17 protein-coding genes are annotated in these 18,839 nt (G+C 69.2%); 10 read left to right on the forward strand and 7 right to left on the reverse strand.

Annotated elements, in window-relative coordinates:
• The first annotated feature begins 452 nt into the window (after positions 1-452).
• Positions 453-1,724 (forward strand): efflux RND transporter periplasmic adaptor subunit, encoded by a 1,272-nt coding sequence (locus KHC28_RS14970; RefSeq protein ID WP_214009165.1) that lies wholly within the window; start codon positions 453-455, stop codon positions 1,722-1,724.
• Positions 1,725-1,729: 5 nt separating this feature from the next.
• Positions 1,730-4,906, forward strand: a complete 3,177-nt coding sequence (locus KHC28_RS14975) for an efflux RND transporter permease subunit (protein WP_214009166.1) — start codon at positions 1,730-1,732, stop codon at positions 4,904-4,906.
• Positions 4,907-4,988: 82 nt separating this feature from the next.
• On the opposite strand, the gene KHC28_RS14980 is transcribed toward KHC28_RS14975, so the two are convergent.
• Both KHC28_RS14980 and KHC28_RS14985 read right to left on the reverse strand, forming a co-directional pair.
• Positions 4,989-5,615: an FkbM family methyltransferase gene (locus KHC28_RS14980; RefSeq protein WP_214009167.1), complete on the reverse strand. Its 627-nt coding sequence runs from the start codon at positions 5,613-5,615 to the stop codon at positions 4,989-4,991.
• A 23-nt stretch (positions 5,616-5,638) separates the two neighbouring features.
• Positions 5,639-6,253: a carbonic anhydrase gene (locus KHC28_RS14985; protein ID WP_214009168.1), complete on the reverse strand. Its 615-nt coding sequence runs from the start codon at positions 6,251-6,253 to the stop codon at positions 5,639-5,641.
• 217 nt (positions 6,254-6,470) lie between these two features.
• On the opposite strand from KHC28_RS14985, the gene KHC28_RS14990 reads away from it, so the two are divergent.
• Positions 6,471-7,385, forward strand: a complete 915-nt coding sequence (locus tag KHC28_RS14990) for an MBL fold metallo-hydrolase (RefSeq protein WP_214009169.1) — start codon at positions 6,471-6,473, stop codon at positions 7,383-7,385.
• 3 nt (positions 7,386-7,388) lie between these two features.
• Here KHC28_RS14990 and KHC28_RS14995 read toward each other — a convergent pair whose 3' ends face one another.
• Together KHC28_RS14995 and KHC28_RS15000 are read right to left on the reverse strand one after the other, a co-directional pair.
• The gene (locus KHC28_RS14995) at positions 7,389-8,174 is read right to left on the reverse strand and encodes a DUF1499 domain-containing protein (protein WP_214009170.1); all 786 of its coding nucleotides are present in this window, start codon (positions 8,172-8,174) and stop codon (positions 7,389-7,391) included.
• A 7-nt stretch (positions 8,175-8,181) separates the two neighbouring features.
• The gene (locus KHC28_RS15000; protein ID WP_214009171.1) at positions 8,182-8,889 is read right to left on the reverse strand and encodes an HAD family hydrolase; all 708 of its coding nucleotides are present in this window, start codon (positions 8,887-8,889) and stop codon (positions 8,182-8,184) included.
• A gap of 48 nt (positions 8,890-8,937) precedes the next feature.
• Here KHC28_RS15000 and KHC28_RS15005 point away from each other — a divergent pair, with 48 nt between their 5' ends.
• Both KHC28_RS15005 and KHC28_RS15010 read left to right on the forward strand, forming a co-directional pair.
• On the forward strand, positions 8,938-10,629 hold the full coding sequence (locus tag KHC28_RS15005) for an extensin family protein (RefSeq protein WP_214009172.1): 1,692 nt from the start codon (positions 8,938-8,940) through the stop codon (positions 10,627-10,629).
• 110 nt (positions 10,630-10,739) lie between these two features.
• A complete protein-coding gene (locus KHC28_RS15010) occupies positions 10,740-12,122 on the forward strand; it encodes an aspartate aminotransferase family protein (protein ID WP_214009173.1) in 1,383 nt (460 codons plus the stop codon).
• A gap of 179 nt (positions 12,123-12,301) precedes the next feature.
• Here the strand turns inward: KHC28_RS15010 and KHC28_RS15015 are convergent, their stop codons facing one another.
• On the reverse strand, positions 12,302-12,904 hold the full coding sequence (locus tag KHC28_RS15015) for a L,D-transpeptidase (protein ID WP_214009174.1): 603 nt from the start codon (positions 12,902-12,904) through the stop codon (positions 12,302-12,304).
• Positions 12,905-13,200: 296 nt separating this feature from the next.
• On the opposite strand from KHC28_RS15015, the gene KHC28_RS15020 reads away from it, so the two are divergent.
• Positions 13,201-13,428: a hypothetical protein gene (locus KHC28_RS15020; RefSeq protein WP_214009175.1), complete on the forward strand. Its 228-nt coding sequence runs from the start codon at positions 13,201-13,203 to the stop codon at positions 13,426-13,428.
• Positions 13,429-13,609: 181 nt separating this feature from the next.
• Positions 13,610-14,611, forward strand: coding sequence for a magnesium transporter CorA family protein (locus KHC28_RS15025; protein WP_214009176.1), 1,002 nt, complete (start codon positions 13,610-13,612; stop codon positions 14,609-14,611).
• 44 nt (positions 14,612-14,655) lie between these two features.
• Here KHC28_RS15025 and KHC28_RS15030 read toward each other — a convergent pair whose 3' ends face one another.
• Together KHC28_RS15030 and pdxH are read right to left on the reverse strand one after the other, a co-directional pair.
• Entirely contained in the window at positions 14,656-15,402 is a 747-nt protein-coding gene (locus KHC28_RS15030) for an SDR family NAD(P)-dependent oxidoreductase (RefSeq protein ID WP_214009177.1), read from the reverse strand.
• A 60-nt stretch (positions 15,403-15,462) separates the two neighbouring features.
• Positions 15,463-16,095 (reverse strand): pyridoxamine 5'-phosphate oxidase, encoded by a 633-nt coding sequence (gene pdxH, locus KHC28_RS15035; RefSeq protein ID WP_376772705.1) that lies wholly within the window; start codon positions 16,093-16,095, stop codon positions 15,463-15,465.
• Between the two features lie 114 nt (positions 16,096-16,209).
• Here pdxH and KHC28_RS15040 point away from each other — a divergent pair, with 114 nt between their 5' ends.
• The 3 genes from KHC28_RS15040 to fabI all read left to right on the forward strand — a co-directional run bounded on the left by KHC28_RS15040 (position 16,210) and on the right by fabI (position 18,830).
• Positions 16,210-16,626 (forward strand): RT0821/Lpp0805 family surface protein, encoded by a 417-nt coding sequence (locus KHC28_RS15040; protein WP_312893209.1) that lies wholly within the window; start codon positions 16,210-16,212, stop codon positions 16,624-16,626.
• 236 nt (positions 16,627-16,862) lie between these two features.
• Positions 16,863-17,831 (forward strand): DnaJ C-terminal domain-containing protein, encoded by a 969-nt coding sequence (locus tag KHC28_RS15045; protein ID WP_214009180.1) that lies wholly within the window; start codon positions 16,863-16,865, stop codon positions 17,829-17,831.
• A 201-nt stretch (positions 17,832-18,032) separates the two neighbouring features.
• Positions 18,033-18,830 carry an enoyl-ACP reductase FabI gene (gene fabI / locus KHC28_RS15050; protein WP_214009222.1) on the forward strand — a complete coding sequence of 266 codons (798 nt, stop codon included), beginning with the start codon at positions 18,033-18,035 and terminating at the stop codon, positions 18,828-18,830.
• The last annotated feature ends 9 nt before the right edge of the window (positions 18,831-18,839 follow it).

Raw genomic sequence — 18,839 nt, forward strand, 5'->3', positions numbered from 1 at the left:
CGCCGGTCGACGCCCGACAATCGAATACCGCCCTGGTCGGGTCCGTCGACATGGCGACGCCGGTGAGAAAATCCGGCGCGGGCCGGGACGCCGGGACCGCGACCACCCCGACGCCCGCCTTTCCGGGCTGGCTCCCGATCCTTCCCCACATCGATCACCATTACGCCGCCGCGGCGGCCGGGAACTGGACATCCGCCCCTCCCCCCGCCCCGGTCTGAGACATCGCTGCGGCACGCGCACGGGCGCCGACACGCGGCCTCATCACCCCTTTCGATGACGCCGGGCGGCGCCTCGGCAGCCCCTTCATTGCCCGCAATCGCCGCCTCAAGGCTTTGCCGACCATCTCCGGCCGCCCTCCTCTGTCGTCCCTCCGATCCACCGCCACACGTCCGGTCGCCGGTGCGATTGACAGGAACATGCCCGCGATAATATGGATACGATCAAGTTTCCAAATGGGGGATTTTCCCGTGACGTCGATTCACGCGAGGCGGTCTCCGCTGCTGCCGGTATCGCTCTTCGTCCTGCTCCTCGCCGCCGGCTGCGACGGCCGCCAGGGCAGCGCTCCGGCAGGAGCCGGCCCACAAGAGCGCCCGCAAGTGGGCGTGGTGACCGTGCATCCGCAGTCGGTCGCCATCACCGCCGAACTGCCGGGCCGCACCACTGCCTCGCTGATCGCCGAGGTGCGCCCGCAGGTCGGCGGCATCATCAAGGAGCGGCTGTTCGAGGAAGGCAGCGAGGTAAAGGCCGGGGACGCGCTCTACCAGATCGATCCCGCGACCTATCAGGCGAGCTTTGACAGCGCGGTGGCCAGCCAGCAGAAGGCCGAGGCCGCCGTCCCGAGCGCGCAGGCCAAGCTCGAGCGCTATCAGGGACTGATCAAGCAGAACGCGGTGAGCAAGCAGGACTATGACGACGCCGTCGCCTCGCTCGCCCAGGCCAAGGCGGAAGTCGCCTCCGCGAAGGCCAGCGTCGATACCGCCCGGATCAATCTCGACTTCACCCGCATTACCGCGCCGATCGGCGGGCGCATCGAGAAGTCCTCGCTGACGCCCGGCGCGCTGGTCACCGCGAGCCAGGACACCGCGCTGACCACCATCCGCACCCTCGACCCGATCAATGTCGACGTCACCCAGTCGAGCACCAATCTCCTGAACCTGCGCCAGGCGATCAAGGAAGGCCGTATCAAGATCGCCGGCTCGGACGTCAAGGTGCGCCTCAAGCTCGACAACGGCACCCTCTATTCGCATGAGGGTACGCTGGAATTCTCCTCGGCCTATGTCGACGAGACCACCGGCACCTTCGGCGTGCGCGCGCAGTTTCCCAATCCGGACCGGCTGCTGCTGCCCGGCATGTATGTGCGGGCCCTGGTCGAGGAAGGCGTGGCGCCGAACAGCTTCCTGGTGCCGCAGCGCGCGGTGACCCGCAACACCAAGGGCGAGCCGGTGGCGCTGGTGGTCGATGGCGACGGCAAGATCGGCCAGCGCGTGCTCACCGTCGGCCGCAGCGTCGGCAACAACTGGCTGGTCGAGAGCGGCATCGCCGATGGCGACCGGGTCGTGGTCGAGGGCAGCCAGTTCGTCACCGTCGGCCAGCTGGCCTCGCCCGTCGAGGTCACCCTCGACGAGACCACCGGCGAGGTGGTCGAGCGCGGCAAGCAGACCGCCCTGCCCGCCGACCGCCACTATGCCGCCGCCGACGCCCCGGCGCGCGCGGCGCAGGAGTGAGCCGCGTGGCACGTTTCTTCATCGACCGCCCGGTCTTCGCCTGGGTCATCGCCATCCTGATCATGCTGGGCGGCCTGCTCGCCCTGAACTCGCTCTCGATCGCGCAATATCCGCAGATCGCGCCCACCACGGTGCGCATCACCGCCTCCTATCCGGGAGCCGACGCGCAGACGGTCGAGAACTCGGTGACCAAGGTCATCGAGCAGGGCATGACCGGTCTCGACAATCTCGACTACATGTCGGCCACCTCGACCTCGACCGGCCAGGCTTCGATCTCCATCACCTTCTCCAGCTCGGCCGATCCGGACGTGGCGCAGATGCAGGTGCAGAACAAACTGCAGCTGGTCACGTCGCAGCTGCCGACCATCGTGCAGACCAGCGGCATCGAGGTCGACAAGGCTTCCGACAGCTTCCTGATGGTGGTCGGCTTCGTGTCGACCAACGACTCGATGTCGTCGATCGACATCGCCGACTACGTGGATTCCACCCTCAACGACACGCTGCGACGCGTCGACGGCGTCGGCACCACCCAGGTGTTCGGCTCGTCCTATTCGATGCGCATCTGGCTCGACCCGGACAAGCTGGCCAAATTCCAGCTGATGCCGAGCGACATCACCACGGCCATCGAGGCGCAGAACACCCAGGTCTCGGCCGGCCAGCTCGGCGGCCTGCCGCAGCGCAAGGGCCAGCAGCTCAACGCCACCGTCACCGCACGCGGCCGCCTGCAGACGCCGGAGCAGTTCCGCAACATCATCATCAAGAGCACCAGCGACGGCTCGCTGGTGCGGCTGAACGACGTCGCCACCGTCGAGCTCGGCGCCGAAAGCTACACCAGCACGGCGCGCTACAACGGCAAGCCGGCGGCCGGCCTCGGCATCAACCTCGCCACCGGCGCCAACGCCATCAGCACCGCCAATGGCGTGAAGTCGGCGATCCAGCGCCTGTCCGGCACCTTCCCGGAAGGGCTGGAGGTGGTCTATCCCTACGACACCACCCCCTTCGTGGTGCTCTCCATCGAGGAGGTGGTGAAGACGCTGGCCGAGGCCATCGTCCTCGTCTTCGTGGTGATGTTCGTCTTCCTGCAGAACATCCGCGCCACCCTCATCCCGACCATCGCGGTGCCGGTGGTGCTGCTCGGCACCTTCGGCGTGCTGGCGCTGTTCGGCTACTCCATCAACACGCTGACCATGTTCGCCATGGTGCTGGCCATCGGCCTGCTCGTCGACGATGCCATCGTCGTGGTGGAGAATGTCGAGCGGGTGATGGAGGAGGAAGGCCTGTCGCCGCGCGAGGCCACCCGCAAGTCGATGGACGAGATCACCGGTGCGCTCATCGGCATCGCCACCGTGCTCTCCGCCGTGTTCGTGCCGATGGCCTTCTTCGGCGGCTCGGTGGGCGTGATCTACCGGCAGTTCTCCGTGACCATCGTCTCGGCCATGGTGCTGTCGGTGCTGGTGGCGCTGGTCCTCACCCCGGCGCTGTGCGCCACCCTGCTGAAGCCGCACAAGCCCCGTGGCGACGCCGGTGCCGAGGGGTCCGGCCATGGCGCGAAGCGCGGCCTGTTCGGTGCCTTCAACCGCGCCTTCGACCGCGGCAGCCACGCCTATCGCTCCGGCACCGCCGGCATCATCTCCCGCTCCGGCCGGTTCCTGATGATCTTCGCGCTCATCACCCTCGCCATGGGCTGGATGTTCGCCCGGCTGCCCTCCTCCTTCCTGCCGCAGGAAGATCAGGGCAGCCTGATCACCAGCGTGCAGCTGCCGGTGGGCGCCACCGCCAACCGCACCGACGCGGTGCTCGACGACGTCACCCGCCACTATCTCGACAATGAGAAGGACGCGGTGGAAGGCGTATTCACCGTGCAGGGCTTCGGCTTTGGCGGCCAGGGACAGAATGTCGGCATCGCCTTCCTGCGCATGCGTCCCTTCGACGAGCGCAAGTCGCCGACCCTGTCGGCCGGCGCGGTGGCCGGCCGCGCCATGGCGGCGTTCTCCAAGTTCCACGATGCCCGCGTCTTCGCCCTCGCCCCGCCGGCGATCCAGGGCATGGGCAATTCGAACGGCTTCGACTTCTACCTGCAGGACATCAACGGCGCCGGCCACGACAAGCTGGTCGCCGCCCGCAACCAGCTGCTGGCCAAGGCGGCGGGAGATTCGCGCCTCGCCAATACCCGCCCGAACGGGCAGGAGGACGAGCCGCAGCTGGTGGTCGACATCGATGAGGAGAAGGCGAGCGCGCTCGGCGTCTCCCTGTCGGACATCAACGACACGCTCTCCACCGCCTGGGGCAGCGACTACGTCAACGACTTCATCGACCGCGGCCGGGTGAAAAAGGTCTATGTGCAGTCGGCGGCCGATTTCCGCATGCAGCCGGAGGATCTCGCCCGCTGGCATGTGCGCAACTCGGACGGCAACATGGTGCCGTTCTCCTCCTTCACCTCCACCCGCTGGACCTTCGGCTCGCCGCGCCTGGAGCGCTTCAACGGCTCCTCCGCCGTCGAGATTCAGGGCGAGGCGGCAGCGGGGGTCAGCTCGGGCGACGCGATGACGGCGATCAACGAGTTCGTCGCCCAGCTGCCCGCCGGCTATGGGCATGAATGGGTCGGCCTGTCGAAGCAGGAGGAGCTGTCCGGCAACCAGGCGGCCTCGCTCTACGCCATCTCGGTGCTGGTGATCTTCCTGTGCCTCGCCGCGCTGTATGAGAGCTGGTCGATCCCGTTCGCGGTGATGCTGTCGGTGCCGATCGGCATCTTCGGCGCGCTGCTCGGGGCGCATCTGTTCGGCCAGACCAACGACGTCTACTTCAAGGTAGGCCTGCTCACCACCATCGGCCTCGCGGCGAAGAACGCCATCCTGATCGTGGAGTTCGCCATCGAGCGCGAGGCGCACGGCATGGGGCTGGTCGAGGCGACGCTCGACGCCGCGCGCCAGCGCCTGCGGCCGATCCTGATGACCTCCTTCGCCTTCATCCTCGGCGTGACCCCGCTCGCCATCGCCAGCGGTGCCGGCTCGGGGGCGCAGAACGCCATCGGCATCGGCGTGATGGGCGGCATGATCGCGGCGACCGTGCTCGGCATCTTCTTCGTGCCGCTGCTGTTCGTCGCGGTGCGCCGGGTGTTCAAGCGCCGCAGCGCGCCCGTGACGCCGGCGCAAGACACGGCCCCCGGCGGGCAGGCCGGCTGAGCCCTCAATCCGGCGCGGACGAGGTCACGGCCTCGCCCGCGCCGCCGACCGCCAAAGCTCTCAGGCGCCAAGGCTCCCAGGCTCAGGCGTGATAGTGGTACATGCTGGTGTCGGTCTTCTCGCCCGTATAGCCCCAGCCCCGCAGCAGCTCGTCCACCGGGCCGATCTCGTCGAGCAGCTCGATGAGGATATGCGGCCGGAAGCGGCGGATCGTCTCCGCGCCGCCCTGAAGCACATCGTATTCGGCCCGCTCGACGTCGATCTTCATCACCGACAGCTCGGCAAGGCCGACATCGTCGAGAGCCAGCGTGCTGGCGCTGCCGATTACCGCGCCCTCGCCGACGATGCTGCCTGCCGAGCTCAGCCCGTCCTTGCCGCGAATGGCGATGCGCTGCCCGGAGGCGCGGGTGAGCGCGTGCGGATACACCTGCACCGTGCCGATGTCGTTGAGTTCGAGATTGGCGAGCAGGCGCGGCACGATGAGCGGGCTCGCCTCGAAGGCGTGCACCCGTGCCGCTCCGGAACGGGCGGCGAGGATGGAATAGAAGCCGCTATAGGCGCCGGCATCGACCACCGTACCGCCCCGGCGCGTCAGCTCCGTCCAGAGCTGCCGCGAGATCGGCTCGAAGCCCTTGGCGCGCTTCTTCTGCGCCGCCAGGACGTTGTCCTCCTCGGTGATCAGCTTAACACCGTCGAGTTCTTCAAACATGCCGTCGCGTTCCACGGCCGCGCTCACGTCGGCCCGAAGGTGCCGTCGGACTTCAGCCGCTCCAGCACCCCGGTCGCCACGGCGAAATAGAAGCCGTGCAGCGCCAGCCGGCCGTCCTCTACCCGCTCCCTGATCCAGGGGAAGCTCTCGAGGTTCTTCAGCGACACCCGCACGCAGCCATATTCGACCAGGCGCCGCTGCTCGACCTCGTCGTCCGTCAGGTGCCGCGCCACCTCGCTGGCGGGGGCGGCGATCTTTATCCAGTCCGGCAGGAAGTCCTGCGCCGCTTCCGGCGCGCCGTCGAGCAGCGCCCGCGCGCCGCCGCACAGCGCGTGGCCGAGCACGACGATCTGCTTCACCTCCAGCACCTTCACCGCGAACTCGATGGCGGCGCTGGTGCCGTGATGGGCATGGTCGGGCGTCGAATAGGCCGGCACCAGATTGGCGACGTTGCGCACCACGAACAGCTCGCCCGGCCCGACGTCGAAGATCATCGTCGGGTCGACGCGGCTGTCGGAACAGGCGATCACCAGCGTTTCGGGGCTCTGGCCGCGCAGCGCCAGCTTCTCGAACAGCGCCTTGCGCTCCGGCCAGGAGGTGACGCGAAAGCGCCGGTAGCCGTCCAACAGATCGTCCATGCCAGATCCTTCCCTCGCGGCCCGCCATCCGGTGCGGGCCGCCGCGTGGCGAAAATGCCGCCACCTTGGCGTCGCTGACAAGCACCGGATGACGAATGGGCGACAAAACCCCACCTCTTCCCTAACGGCCGATGCCGCTCCGCCCTCGACGCCCGCCGCCAGCCGGGTTAGGTGCGATACGCAGACAGCGCGACGGAACCGACGGAAACCCACGCCCATGGCCGACGACATCCCCTTCGACCGCGACTTCGCCGCCGTGCCCGGCGTGGCGGAGGAAGTGGCGCCCGGCGTGGTGCGGGTGCTGGCGCCCAATCCCGGCGCGTTCACCTTCACCGGTACCTGCACCTATCTCATCGGCACCGGCGAGGTGATGATTCTCGACCCCGGCCCCGACAGCGCTGCCCATGTCGCCGCCGTGCTTGACGCGGTCGGCGGCCGTCCGGTCAGCCACATCCTGCTCACCCACACCCATCGCGACCATACCGGCGCGCTCGCCGCGCTGAAGGCCGCCACCGGCGCGCCGGTGGTCGCCGAGGGCCCGCACCGCCCGGCCCGCCCGCTGCACGAGGGCGAGACCAACGTGCTCGACGCCGCCGGCGACCGCGACGTCGTGCCCGACCTCCTCATTGCCGATGGGCAGCGCCTTGCCGGCGACGGCGTCTCGCTCACCGCGCTCGCCACCCCCGGGCACACCGCCAACCACATGGCCTTCGTGCTGGACGAGGCCGGCCTGATCTTCGTCGGCGACCATGTGATGGCCTGGGCGACCTCGGTGGTGGCCCCGCCGGACGGGGCGATGGGCGACTACATGGAATCGCTGCGCCGGCTCGGCCAGCGGCCGGAGGAGCTCTATCTGCCCGGCCATGGCGGCCCGGTGCGCCAGGGCCCCGCCTTCGTCGCCCGCTACCTGCGCCATCGTGAGGCGCGCGAGACGGCGATCCTGCGGGCCCTGTCGCGCGGTGCCGCCGGCATCCCCGATATCGTGCGGATGATCTATATCGGCCTCGACCCGCGGCTGTTCGGCGCCGCCGGCCTGTCGACGCTGGCGCATCTGGAGGATCTCGTCGCCCGCGGCGAGGTCGAGACCGACGGCCCGCCGACGCTGGCCGGCGTCTATGGCCGGCGCGCCTGAGGCTCAGCGCCGCCGCTTGCCCTGCCGCTCCGCCAGCTCGGCGAACAGGTCGTCGACCCGCCGTGCATTGGAGCCGAAGTCGCGCACGGCATTCCGCGTCACCGAGCGCATGTCGACCCGCGTGCCCTCGGCGGTCCGCCGCACCCTTATGACGATGTCGTCGCGCAACCCCAGCGGCAGCCCCCGCGCCACTGCCTCGATGCGACCGTCGCGCTGGCCGCCGCGCGGCGGCACCGCGTCGACGATGGTCCATTTGCGCCGCGCCACCAGCACCATCAGGTCGTTGAACACATCGTCCGGTGCCGAATCGAAATCGATCGGGTGGATGGCGGGATAGGCGTCCTCCTGCGCGGTCGCCGCCGCCTCGTCCGGCCCGTCGAGCGGGTTGGCGGCGCGCGAGCGCGCCATGGCCAGCGTCACGAAGGAAGGCGGGTCCTCGATATCGGTGCTCACCTCGTGCAGCACCGGCAGCCGGGCGCCGAAGGCGGCGAGGCCGGCGGTGGGCGCGATGAGCGCCAGCGCCAGCGCGCCCGCCCCGATTACCCGGCCGAGCCCGCGCAGCCCCTCGTTCCAGATCACCACGAAGGCGGCGAGCGCCAGCAAGAGTGCCAGCCCGGCCAGCACCACGCCGGCGAGCACGGTATAGAGCGCGCTTTCCAGGTCGAGGATCTCGGTGAAGTAGCAGGCCACGCCGATGATCGTCACCGGCAGGGCGAAGACAGCGACGCGCAGGCTCCATACCGCTAGCCGCGACATGCGCTCCTCGACATAGAGCCGCCGCCGGATCATCGCCGCCTCACGCCGGCTCGAGGAACAGTTCGGTGAGCGCCTCGACATCGTCGACGACGAGATCCGCCTCATCGGCGAAATCGTCGATCGGTCCCGGTCCGCTGCGCACCAGGATCGACAGCGCCCCAGCCGCCCGCGCCGTCATCAGGTCGTGATGGGTGTCGCCCACCAGTGCCACCGACGCCGCCGGCACGCCGGTCAGCTCGGCGAAGGCCTGCACCATGCCCGGCAGCGGCTTGGAGCCATAGCCGGAATCATGGCCGTAGATCGCGGCCAGGAGATCGGTCAGGCCGAGCAGATCGGCCTGGATGCGGGCATTGCGCTCGCTGTCATTGGTGGCGATGCCGAGCGGCAGGCCGAGCCGGGCCAGCCGGCCCAGCGCCTCGCGCGGCCGGCCGAGCGGCGCCAGATTCGCCTGGCCCTCGTCGATGAACAGCTCGTCAATCTCGGCGAAGAACGCCTCGCTGGCCGGGCGGTCCAGCACCTGCGCCCAGAGCGGACCGAACTGGCGCGAGGAGCCGGCGATCAGGGGCGAGGTCTGCAGAAACTGCCGGCGCTCGGCGATGTAGTGGCTCACCTCGTGAAGCCGCGACAGCGCCGCCGCGTTCGTGCCGGCCAGCCGGGCCATCACCCCGCCAGCCGCCGGTCCCCAGGTCCGATCGAAATCGATGAGAGTGCCGTCCTTGTCGAACAGAATGGCGCGAACGGCGTTCACGTGGTGTAGACCTCCGGGCAGGTCGCGGGCGAGGGGAGCACCGATAGCATGAATTCGAGCCGGCTCCCAACCGGCCCCTTCGGGGCGATTCGCCTGTTGCCGGCACTGGCGATGGCCGGCTTTCTCCTCGCGACGGCCACGCCGCTGGCGGCCGAGGAGCTGAAATCGACCATCGACCGCGCCGGCAGCGCCGCCAGCCAGCAGATCGAGCAATGGCTCGGCGCCCCCGCCCCGAAGCCGGCGCGCAAGACCCGCGCCCGCACCTCGACGACCCCAAAGACGGGAGCATCGGCAGCCGGAGCGACCGCGGCGCGCGCGGTGCCGCTGCCGCCACCGCGCCCGGCGGAGGCCGACGCCGAGGCACCGGCGGAAACCGCGGACGCTCCTGCGCCGACCGGGACGGCGGCGCTCCCCGCCGCCAAGCCCGATACCAAGTCGACCGCCAAGCCGAGCGCTCGGCCGGCGGGCCCTTCATTCGCCGGGATACGTCCGGCCCAGCCGGCCGGGCCGGTGGAGGAGCCGGCACCCGAGGAGCCGTCCTTCGCCGAGGCGCCCGGCATTCCGCTGCCGCCCGAACGCCCGGGCCGCGTGGCGATGGCCACCGGCCCCGCAGCGACGCCCCCGGCAGCACCACCCCCAACAGCACCTGCCGCCCGCACGCCGCAGGGCGCCCTCGTCCCGTTGCCGCCGGAGCGGCCGCAGCCGCGGATGGCGACGCTCGCCGCGCCGCCGGCCGGCAAGCCGGAGCAACCGCCGGCCGAGGCGGAGGACTACCCGACCGCCAACGTGCCGTTGCCGCCCGAGCGACCACAGGCGGGCCCGCAGGCGCGCACCGCGATGCTCGCCCCGGCGCCCGACGCCTCCTCCCCGGCCCCCGCGCCCGATGCCGACGCCCCGCCGGCCGGCTCGGCGCTCACCCCGCCGCCCGGCCCGCTCGCCGGCTGCCCCGAGCTCAGCATCGGCGACATCGGCACCTTCACCACTGCCGCGGTGACGATGAAGCCGGCCTGCCGCATCGAGCGGCCGGTCGCTCTCACCGGCGTCAAGCTGAAGGACGGACGGCTGGTACCGATCGAGCCGCCCGCCACCCTGCGCTGCGACATGGCGGCGGCGGTAGCCCGCTGGGTGCGCGAGGGGGTGGCGCCCGCCGTCGAAACGCTCGGCAGCCCGCTGGCGACCATCGAAGTGGCCGATTCCTATTCCTGCCGGCCGCGCAACCGCGTCGCCGGCGCCAAGATCAGCGAGCACGGCCAGGGCAACGCCATGGACACCCGCGGCTACAAGCTGATGGACGGGCGCCGCGTGCTGGTCGGCGGTACCGGCGACGAGGCGATGCCGCTCGCCTTCCAGGAGCAGCTGAAGGCTACCGCCTGCGCCGACTTCATGACCATTCTCGGCCCCGGCTCGGACGGCTATCACGAGCTGCACCTGCATGTGGACCGCGCCGTCCGGCGCAACAACATGGTGCTGTGCCGCTGGGCCACCGGCACGCGGCCGCCCGGTGCCAAGGCGGCAAGCGGAACCGACAAGCCCGAAAGCGCCAGATCCGGCGGCAATACCGCGGCGAGCCCGAAGGCCGGGGACACCAAAGCAGGTGACACGAAGGGCGCCACGCCCGCCGCGTCGCCGGAGGAGGACCCCGCCGAGGCCGAGACGGACGAGCCGGAATCCGAGGCCCCGGCGAATGCCCAGGCAGGTAGCTCGGCGCCGGGTCGCGCCGGCGGCAGTTCCCGAAAATAGCCATCTCTCCCCCGCTCCCGCGCGTCCCGGCTCCGACCAAGGGCGCGCTTCCGGGCCGGAGCCGCCGGCAGTAGGCTAGCGCCGAATTTCCTCCCCCCGGAGCACTACCCATGCTGACCAACCTTCAGGCTCGCGACGTCGAGACGCTGGTTCATCCCTATACCAACCTCGTCACCATCCGCGACACCGGGCCGCTGATCCTGGAGCGCGGCCAGGGCGTGTGGGTGCACGACGTCGACGGCAAGCCCTATCTCGAAGGCATGGCGGGCCTCTGGTGCACCGCGCTCGGTTACGGCAACGAGGAACTGGTGGAAGCGGCGGCGGGGCAGATGCGCAAGCTGCCCTTCAGCCACATCTTCGGCGGCAAGAGCCACGACCCGGCGATCGAGCTCGCCGACAAGTTGAAGGAGATGGCCCCGGTGCCGATCTCCAAGGTGTTCTTCACCAATTCCGGCTCCGAAGCCAACGACACCCAGATGAAGCTCGTCTGGTACATGAACAACGCGCTCGGCCGGCCGAACAAGAAGAAGATCATCTCCCGCGTGCGCGCCTATCACGGCGTCACCATAGCCTCCGCCTCGCTCACCGGGCTGGCCGGCAACCACAACGACTTCGACCTGCCCATAGCCGGCGTGCGCCACACCACCTGCCCGCACCATTACCGCCTCGCTCTGCCGGGCGAGAGCGAGGAGGACTTCGCCACCCGGCTGGCCGCCGATCTCGAGGCGCTGATTCTCGCCGAGGGGCCGGACACCGTGGCCGCCTTCATCGCCGAACCGGTGATGGGCGCCGGCGGCGTCATCGTGCCGCCAAAGACCTACTACCCGAAGATCAAGGCGGTGCTGGACCGCTACGACGTCTTCTTCATCGGCGACGAGGTCATCACCGGCTTCGGCCGGCTCGGCACCGCCTTCGGCTGCGAGGCGATGGAGATGCAGCCGGATTCGATCTCGATCGCCAAGGCGCTGTCCTCCGCCTATCAGCCGATCGGCGCGGTGATGATTCCCGAGCGCATGTATGAGGCGATGCTGGAGGAGAGCCGCAAGCTCGGTTCCTTCGGCCACGGCTTCACCTATTCCGGCCATCCGGTGGCGGCAGCGGTGGCGCTGAAGACGCTGGAGATCTACGAGCGCGAGAGCGTGTTCGAGCGGGTGCGGGCGAAGATCCCGCAGTTCGACGCCCGCCGCGCCGCGCTGGAGGACCATCCCCTCGTCGGCGAGGCGCGCGGCAGGGGCCTGGTGGCCGGCATCGAGCTGGTCGCCGACAAGAAGACCAAGCGGCAGTTCGACCCCAAGCTGGGCGTGGCGGCCAAGTGCGTCGCCTTCGCTCAAGCGGAAGGCCTGATCGTGCGCAGCGTGTTCGGCGACGCAGTCACCATCTGCCCGCCGCTGGTGATCTCGCCGGCGGAAATCGACGAACTGTTCGACCGCCTGACCCGCGCCCTCGACAAGACGCTCGACTGGGCGGTACGCGAGCAGCATCTGGCGGCCTGAGCCCCGCCCCGACGGCGGCGGCGCCTCCCGGACAGCGCGCGTTGGGAGGCGCGGGGTACTGGCGCGGACGCGCCCTCCGCGCCTCGCGCCACCGGCTCCATCACCCGCGCAATAAAAAAGGGCGCCGCCGAAGCCGCGCCCTTTCATTGTTTCATCCGCCCGGCCTGCCGGGCCGCGCCTCAGAGCACGACGACGTCGGCGCCCTGCGGAACGCGGGTGTAGAGGTCGATCACGTCCTCGTTCAGCATGCGGATGCAGCCGGAGGAGATCGCCTGCCCGATATATTCCGGCTGGTTGGTGCCGTGGATACGGAACAGCGTGTCCTTGTTGCCCTGGTAGAGATACAGCGCGCGCGCCCCCATCGGGTTGTGCGGGCCGGGACCGACGAAGTTCGGCACGCCGGCGATGCGCTCCTTGATCTCGGCGGTCGGCGTCCAGGTCGGCCACTCGGCCTTGCGGCCCACCTTGGCATCGCCCTTGAAGGCCAGGCCCTCTTCGCCGACGGTCACGCCGTAGCGTATCGCCTTGCCGTCGTTCTCGACGAGATAGAGGAACTTCTTGTCGGTATCGACCACGATGGTGCCGGGCTTCTGGCCGCCGGTATAGTCGACGATGTGCCGCTGGTACATGTCCGGCGGCAGCACCTTCTGATACGGCGCGTTCGCCAGCAACTGCTTGTCGCGGGGCGTCAGGGAAGCTTCCGGCGCCGGCGCCTTCACAGAATTACTGCAAGCACCCAAGCTAAGCGCGATGAGCATCACGCTCATCCCCCGCAGTTTCATTTTCGAGTTCTCCAGAATCACTTGCCGCAACGGCACGCACTACGCGCCGCATCCTGTATTCGGGATAGCCGAACTCGGCTTCGCCTTGAAGAGGCCATGCGAGCGCCGCATGCCGGTCGCGCGCGACTGTTGCCAAAAGGCATCAGTTAGATTGCAACGTTTCAAATAGTTAACCAAAACGGTGACAAAATCCATGCATGCCTACCGCCCCGTCGCAATTTGCTTAATTCTGACGCAGTCGTCGCCCAATTCGTTGGCAGTCGAACCCGTCAAGGGCGATGCATAGGAGGAATATCATGTCGGCCGAGGACAACCGGGACATCGAACCGGGTCGCGGGCGCTGGGAGCGCTCGCAGCAGAGCGCCCATTGGCGCGAAATCGGAATTTCCGCCGTCGCGGCGGCGGCGCGCTACGCGTCCACCCCTGTGCCGCCGGTGGCGGCCTCCGGCACGGAAGGTGCCAAATCCGACACGGCCGCGCCGAAGGTCGTCACCCTCCGGGACATCGAGTTCTTCGCGGCCTGATTCGGTGGGCTCTCCCCTTGTGGAAAGCCAAAACCGCCCGCCGCCGCTCCCTTTCCCCTCGCACGCGACCGCCGCGGCCCGGACCGGGCCGCAGGCAGCCGGGCTCCCCTGCTGCCTGACCAGAGTTGTTGCCCCGGCGCGGGCGGGTTAAGTCTGGCGGGGCACGCGGCGGGGAGATGCCATGATTCATGCCTATTGCCCGCGCGAGGGCGCATTGAGGCGCATCGACGTGCCCGTCGCCGGCGACGGCCCCGAGGGCGCCGCGCCCGGCAGCGCGATGCCCGCCGACGCGCTCTGGATCGACCTGTACAATCCCAGCGCGGCGGAGGACCGCTTCGTCGAGGCGGCGCTTGGCATCGCCATCCCCACCCATGAGGAAATGGCGGAGATCGAGCCATCGAGCCGCCTCCGGGTGGAGAACGAGGCGCAGTACATGACCGGCTCGCTGGTGCTCGGCAGCGAGGGCGAGCGCCCGATCCTGTCCGAGGTCAGCTTCATCCTGTTCCGCGGCCGGCTGCTCACCGTGCGTTATGGCGAGTTCAAGGCGTTCAGCCTGGTGATCGCCAAGCTGGAGCGGGGCTGCGCGGATGGGCTGCGCGGCGAGCAGATTTTCATGTCGCTGCTCGACGCCATCGTCGATCGCACCGCCGATACCATCGAGCGGGTGGCCGCCGACATCGACCTCATCTCCCGCCGCATCTTCGAGCGCGACAACGGCCGGGACAGCCAGCGCTACCGGGCGATCCTGCGGCAGACCGGGCGCAAGGGCGACCTCGCCTCCAAGGCACGCGAAAGCCTGGTCTCCATGGCGCGCATCGTCACTTTCCTCGCCGCGGAGAGCGAGGGACGACGCCCCGCCAAGGACCAGCGCACGGCGCTGAAGAGCCTGCAGCGCGACATCGCCTCGCTGACCAACCACGTGTCCTATCTCGGCGACAAGATCACCTTCCTGCTCGACGCCACGCTCGGCATGGTGTCGATCGAGCAGAACAACATCATCAAGATTTTCGCGGTGCTGTCGGTGGTGTTCATGCCGCCGACGCTGATCGCCTCGATCTACGGCATGAACTTCCAGTACATGCCGGAGCTGGCCGACCACTGGGGCTACCCATTGGCGCTGGTCGCCATGCTGGCCGCCGCCATCGGCCCCTATCTGTTCTTCAAGTGGAAGCGCTGGCTCTAGGCCGGTTCGCCCTCACCCGCGCCCTCTCCCCAACGCGACCGCGCTCAGACGTGCTGGCCGCCATTGATGTGGATCTCGGCCCCGTTCAGGTAGGACGAGGTGTCGGTGCACAGCACATAGATGATCTTCGCCACCTCGTCGGGGGTGCCGAGCCGCTGCATCGGAATCTGCTCGACGATCTTCTCGGTGCCCGGCGACAGGATGGAGGTGTCGATCTCGCCGGGAGCGATGGCGTTGACCCGCACACCCAGCCGGCCGAAATCGGCCGCCATCTCGCGCGTCAGCCCGACCAGCGCCGCCTTCGAGGTGGCATAGGCAGCCCCGGCGAAGGGGTGCACCCGCATGCCGGCGATGGAGGTGACGTTCACCACCGCGCCCTGCGTGCGCTTCAGCTCGTCCAGCAGGCCGCGCGCAAGCAGGATCGGCGCGAAGAAGTTCACCTGGAACACCTTGCGCCAGGTTTCCTCCGGCGTGTCGAGGGTGCCGAGCCGGGCGCCGCCCGCGCCCTTGGGCGAGATGCCGGCATTGTTGACCAGCGCGTGCAGCTGGCCGTCCGGCAGCCGGCTCTTGATCTCCTCGACAGCCCGGCGGGTATCGGCCTCGTCGCCGAGATCGACCTGGATATGGTCCTCCGGCCCCATCTCCCACGGGCAGTTCTCCGGGAAGGCGTGGCGCGAGCAGGTGATCACCCGCCACCCGGCCGCCGAGAACCGCTTCACGGTGGCGTGGCCGATCCCGCGCGAGGCGCCGGTCAGCAAGAGGGTGCGGCGGGGCTGGTTGGTGCCCGACATGATGAGCCTTGTCTGGTGAATCGCGTTGGAAAAGGTCTAGCTCGTTGGAAAAGGTCTAGCTCAAGGATAGAGGCGTGTCTTGATCCAGGACAGATCCTCGCCCTCGCGGCGGAACACGATACGGTCGTGCAGCCGGAACGGCCGGTCGTGCCAGAACTCGATCTGCACCGGCCGGATGCGGAAGCCGGTCCAGTGCGGCGGGCGCGGCACGCTGCCGAGCGCATATTGCGCCGTCACCTTGGCGATCGCCGTCTCCAGCGCGAAGCGCCCTTCGAGCGGCGTCGACTGCTTGCTCGCCCAGGCGCCGATCTGCGACAGCCGCGGGCGGGTGGCGAAATAGGCGTCGGCCTCGGCGTCGGTCACCTGCTCCACCGGCCCGCGCACGCGAATCTGCCGGCGCAGCGACTTCCAGTGGAACACCGCCGCCGCCTTGGGATGGGCGGCGATCTCCTGCCCCTTGGCGCTGCCGGTATTGGTGAAGAAGGTGAAACCGCGCGCGTCACGGGCGTTGAGCAGCACCATGCGTACGTCCGGCAGCCCGTCCTCGTCCACCGTGGCCAGCGCCATGGCATGCGGGTCGTTCGGCTCGCTGGCCTGCGCCTCGGCGAACCACGCCTCGAACAGGTCAAATGGCTCGTCGGCGGCGGTGAAATCACCGGCTGTTAACGGTTCTTGCGTATTCATTGGCTTCATCAACGGCAGCGGGACCGGGGGCGGCCCATGGTGACAGAGAGCGAAAAGGCAGCGGCGGCAAAGCACGTGTGCGGCCGGCGTCTCCCATATAGTCGGCGGTGGGCGTCGCGCCCAGTGCTTTTCCGTCTCATCGCGCTGCTCCCATCGGTAGCGCTCGCCGGCTGCGGCGCGCTGGCGCCGGGACTCGACGGCACCATCACCGGATCGATCGCGCCGACGCCGGCTCCCATCACCGCCAGCAGCGAGCCGGCGCCGAAAGGCGTGACGCCGGACGACTGGATCGCCGCCCGGCGGGCGCTGGCCGAGGCGCTCGCCGCCCGCGACGCCGCCCCGAGCGTGCCGTGGGAGAACACCGCCACCGCGACGCGCGGCACCGTCACCCCGCTCGCCAGCAAGGACGACGGCAAGTGCCGCGCCTTCCTCATGAGCTTCGTGCGGGCCGACAATGAGGACTGGTTGCAGGGCGAGGCCTGCCGGACCGCCGCGCGCGGCTGGCGCATCGGCCAGGCGCGGATGCTGGAGCGCGGCTGAAGCGGCGCCGAAACGACGGATCTGCGCGGCTGAAGCCGCGCTGAAACGACAGGCCTGCGGCTAACGCCGCGCGGGAACCACGGGTCGGAACGGCACAAATCGGCGCGGCTCAACGGTTTTGCGGAGATTATCGCGGATATCGTCGCCAAACACGCGCCGGACCGTTGCATCAGCGCAACACCGGTTCCATATGAGACCGTAAGCCCGGAACCGCCGGCCCGAGAAGACCAGCACCCATGCGCGATCCCTATGACATCCTCGGCGTCGCCCGCAGCGCCGACCAGACCGAGGTCAAGCGCGCCTTCAGGCGCCTCGCCAAGAAGCTGCACCCCGACGCCAACACCTCCGACCCGAAGGCACAGGAAAAGTTCGCCGAGCTCAACGGCGCCTACGAGATCCTGTCCGATACCGAGAAGCGCGGCCAGTTCGACCGTGGCGAGATCGACGCCGAAGGCAAGCCGAAGGGCTTCGAGGGCTTCGGCGCCGGAGCCGGCGGCTTCGGCCGTGGCGGCTTCCGTCGCGGTGCCGAGGACGACAGCATCTTCGAGAGCTTCTCCTTCGGCCAGGGCGGCGGGCGCGCCGGTCACGGCCGGCACGATGCCGGCGGCTTCGACGACGTCATCTCCGACATCCTCGGCGGCATGGGCCGTGGCGGCCGCACCGGCCGGCGGGGCTCCTCCACCGGCTTCGAGCCGCCGCGCGGCGGCGACATCGACATCCGCCTGCCTGTGCCGCTGGAGACCGCGGTCGCCGGCGGCCCGGTGAAGGTCACGTTGCCCGACGGACGCTCCGTGGAGGTGAAGATTCCGCCACGCACTGTGGAAGGCTTCCGCATGCGGCTGAAGGGCCAGGGCGAGGCCAGCGCCTTCGGCGGCACGCCGGGCGACGCCTATGTGGTGGTCGCCTATGCCCCGCACCGGCAGTTCCGCGTCGACGGCCAGGATCTGCGCATAGACGTGCCGGTGCCGCTGGCCGACGCGGTGCTCGGCGGCAAGGTCCGCGTGCCCACCCTCACCGGCTCGGTGGAGCTCAATGTCCCGGCCTGGACCAGTTCGGGACGCACCTTCCGCCTGCGCGGCAAGGGGCTCCCGGTCGGCGAGACCGGCGATGGCGACATCCTCGCCACCCTGCGCATCATGCTGCCCGAGAAGCCCGACCCGGAGCTGGAGGAGCTGATGCGGCGGCTGGCGGGCAAGGCGGACTGACCGGACGGGCCTGGCAAGGCGGGATGAATCGCCGCGCCGAACCCGGCGGAGACCACGACCGGGGCCGCTGATGGCATCTCCGTCTTCCGGCTTGCTTGAGCACTCCACGCCGCTGTGCGATAGGAACCTCTCGCCGCACGGCGTTGAATTGGGTTGACGGAGCAGGGCGTGACGCAGCAGGGCACGGTTTCGGCCGGATTGATGAACGGCAAGCGCGGCCTGGTGATGGGAGTGGCCAATAACCGCTCCATTGCCTGGGGTATTGCGAAGGCCGCGCATATGCAGGGGGCGAAGCTCGCGTTCACCTGGCAGGGCGAGCCGCTGAAGAAGCGCGTCGAGCCGCTGGCCGCCGAACTCGATGCCGCCCTGGTGGGTCATTGCGACGTCACCGACCCGGCGAGCATCGACGCGGTGTTCGCCGAGACCGAGCGCCAGTTCGGCGGACTGGACTTCCTGGTCCACGCCATTGCCTTCTCCGACAAGAACGAGCTCGACGGACGCTATGTCGACACCTCGGCGGAGAATTTCAGCAAGACCATGCTGATCTCCTGCTACAGCTTCACCGCCGTCGCCCAGCGCGCCGAGAAGCTGATGAAGAACGGCGGCTCCATGCTGACGCTGACCTATTACGGCGCCGAGAAGTGGATGCCGCACTACAACGTGATGGGCGTCGCCAAGGCCGCGCTTGAGGCCAGCGTGCGCTATCTCGCCGCCGATCTCGGCCCGAAGAACATCCGCGTCAACGCCATCTCCGCCGGCCCGATCAAGACGCTGGCCGCCTCCGGCATCGGCGATTTCCGCTACATCCTCAAGTGGAACGAGCTGAACGCGCCGCTGCGCCGCACCGTCACCATCGACGAGGTCGGCGATACCGGCATGTACCTGCTCTCCGATCTCGGTCGCGCCGTCACCGGCGAGATTCACCATGTCGATGCCGGCTACCATGTGGTGGGCATGAAGAATCCCGAGGCGCCGGACCTGACGCTCGAGCGGGACTGACGCCGAACG

The organism is Ancylobacter sonchi, from assembly GCF_018390695.1.
In the GTDB taxonomy this organism is placed as follows: domain Bacteria; phylum Pseudomonadota; class Alphaproteobacteria; order Rhizobiales; family Xanthobacteraceae; genus Ancylobacter; species Ancylobacter sonchi.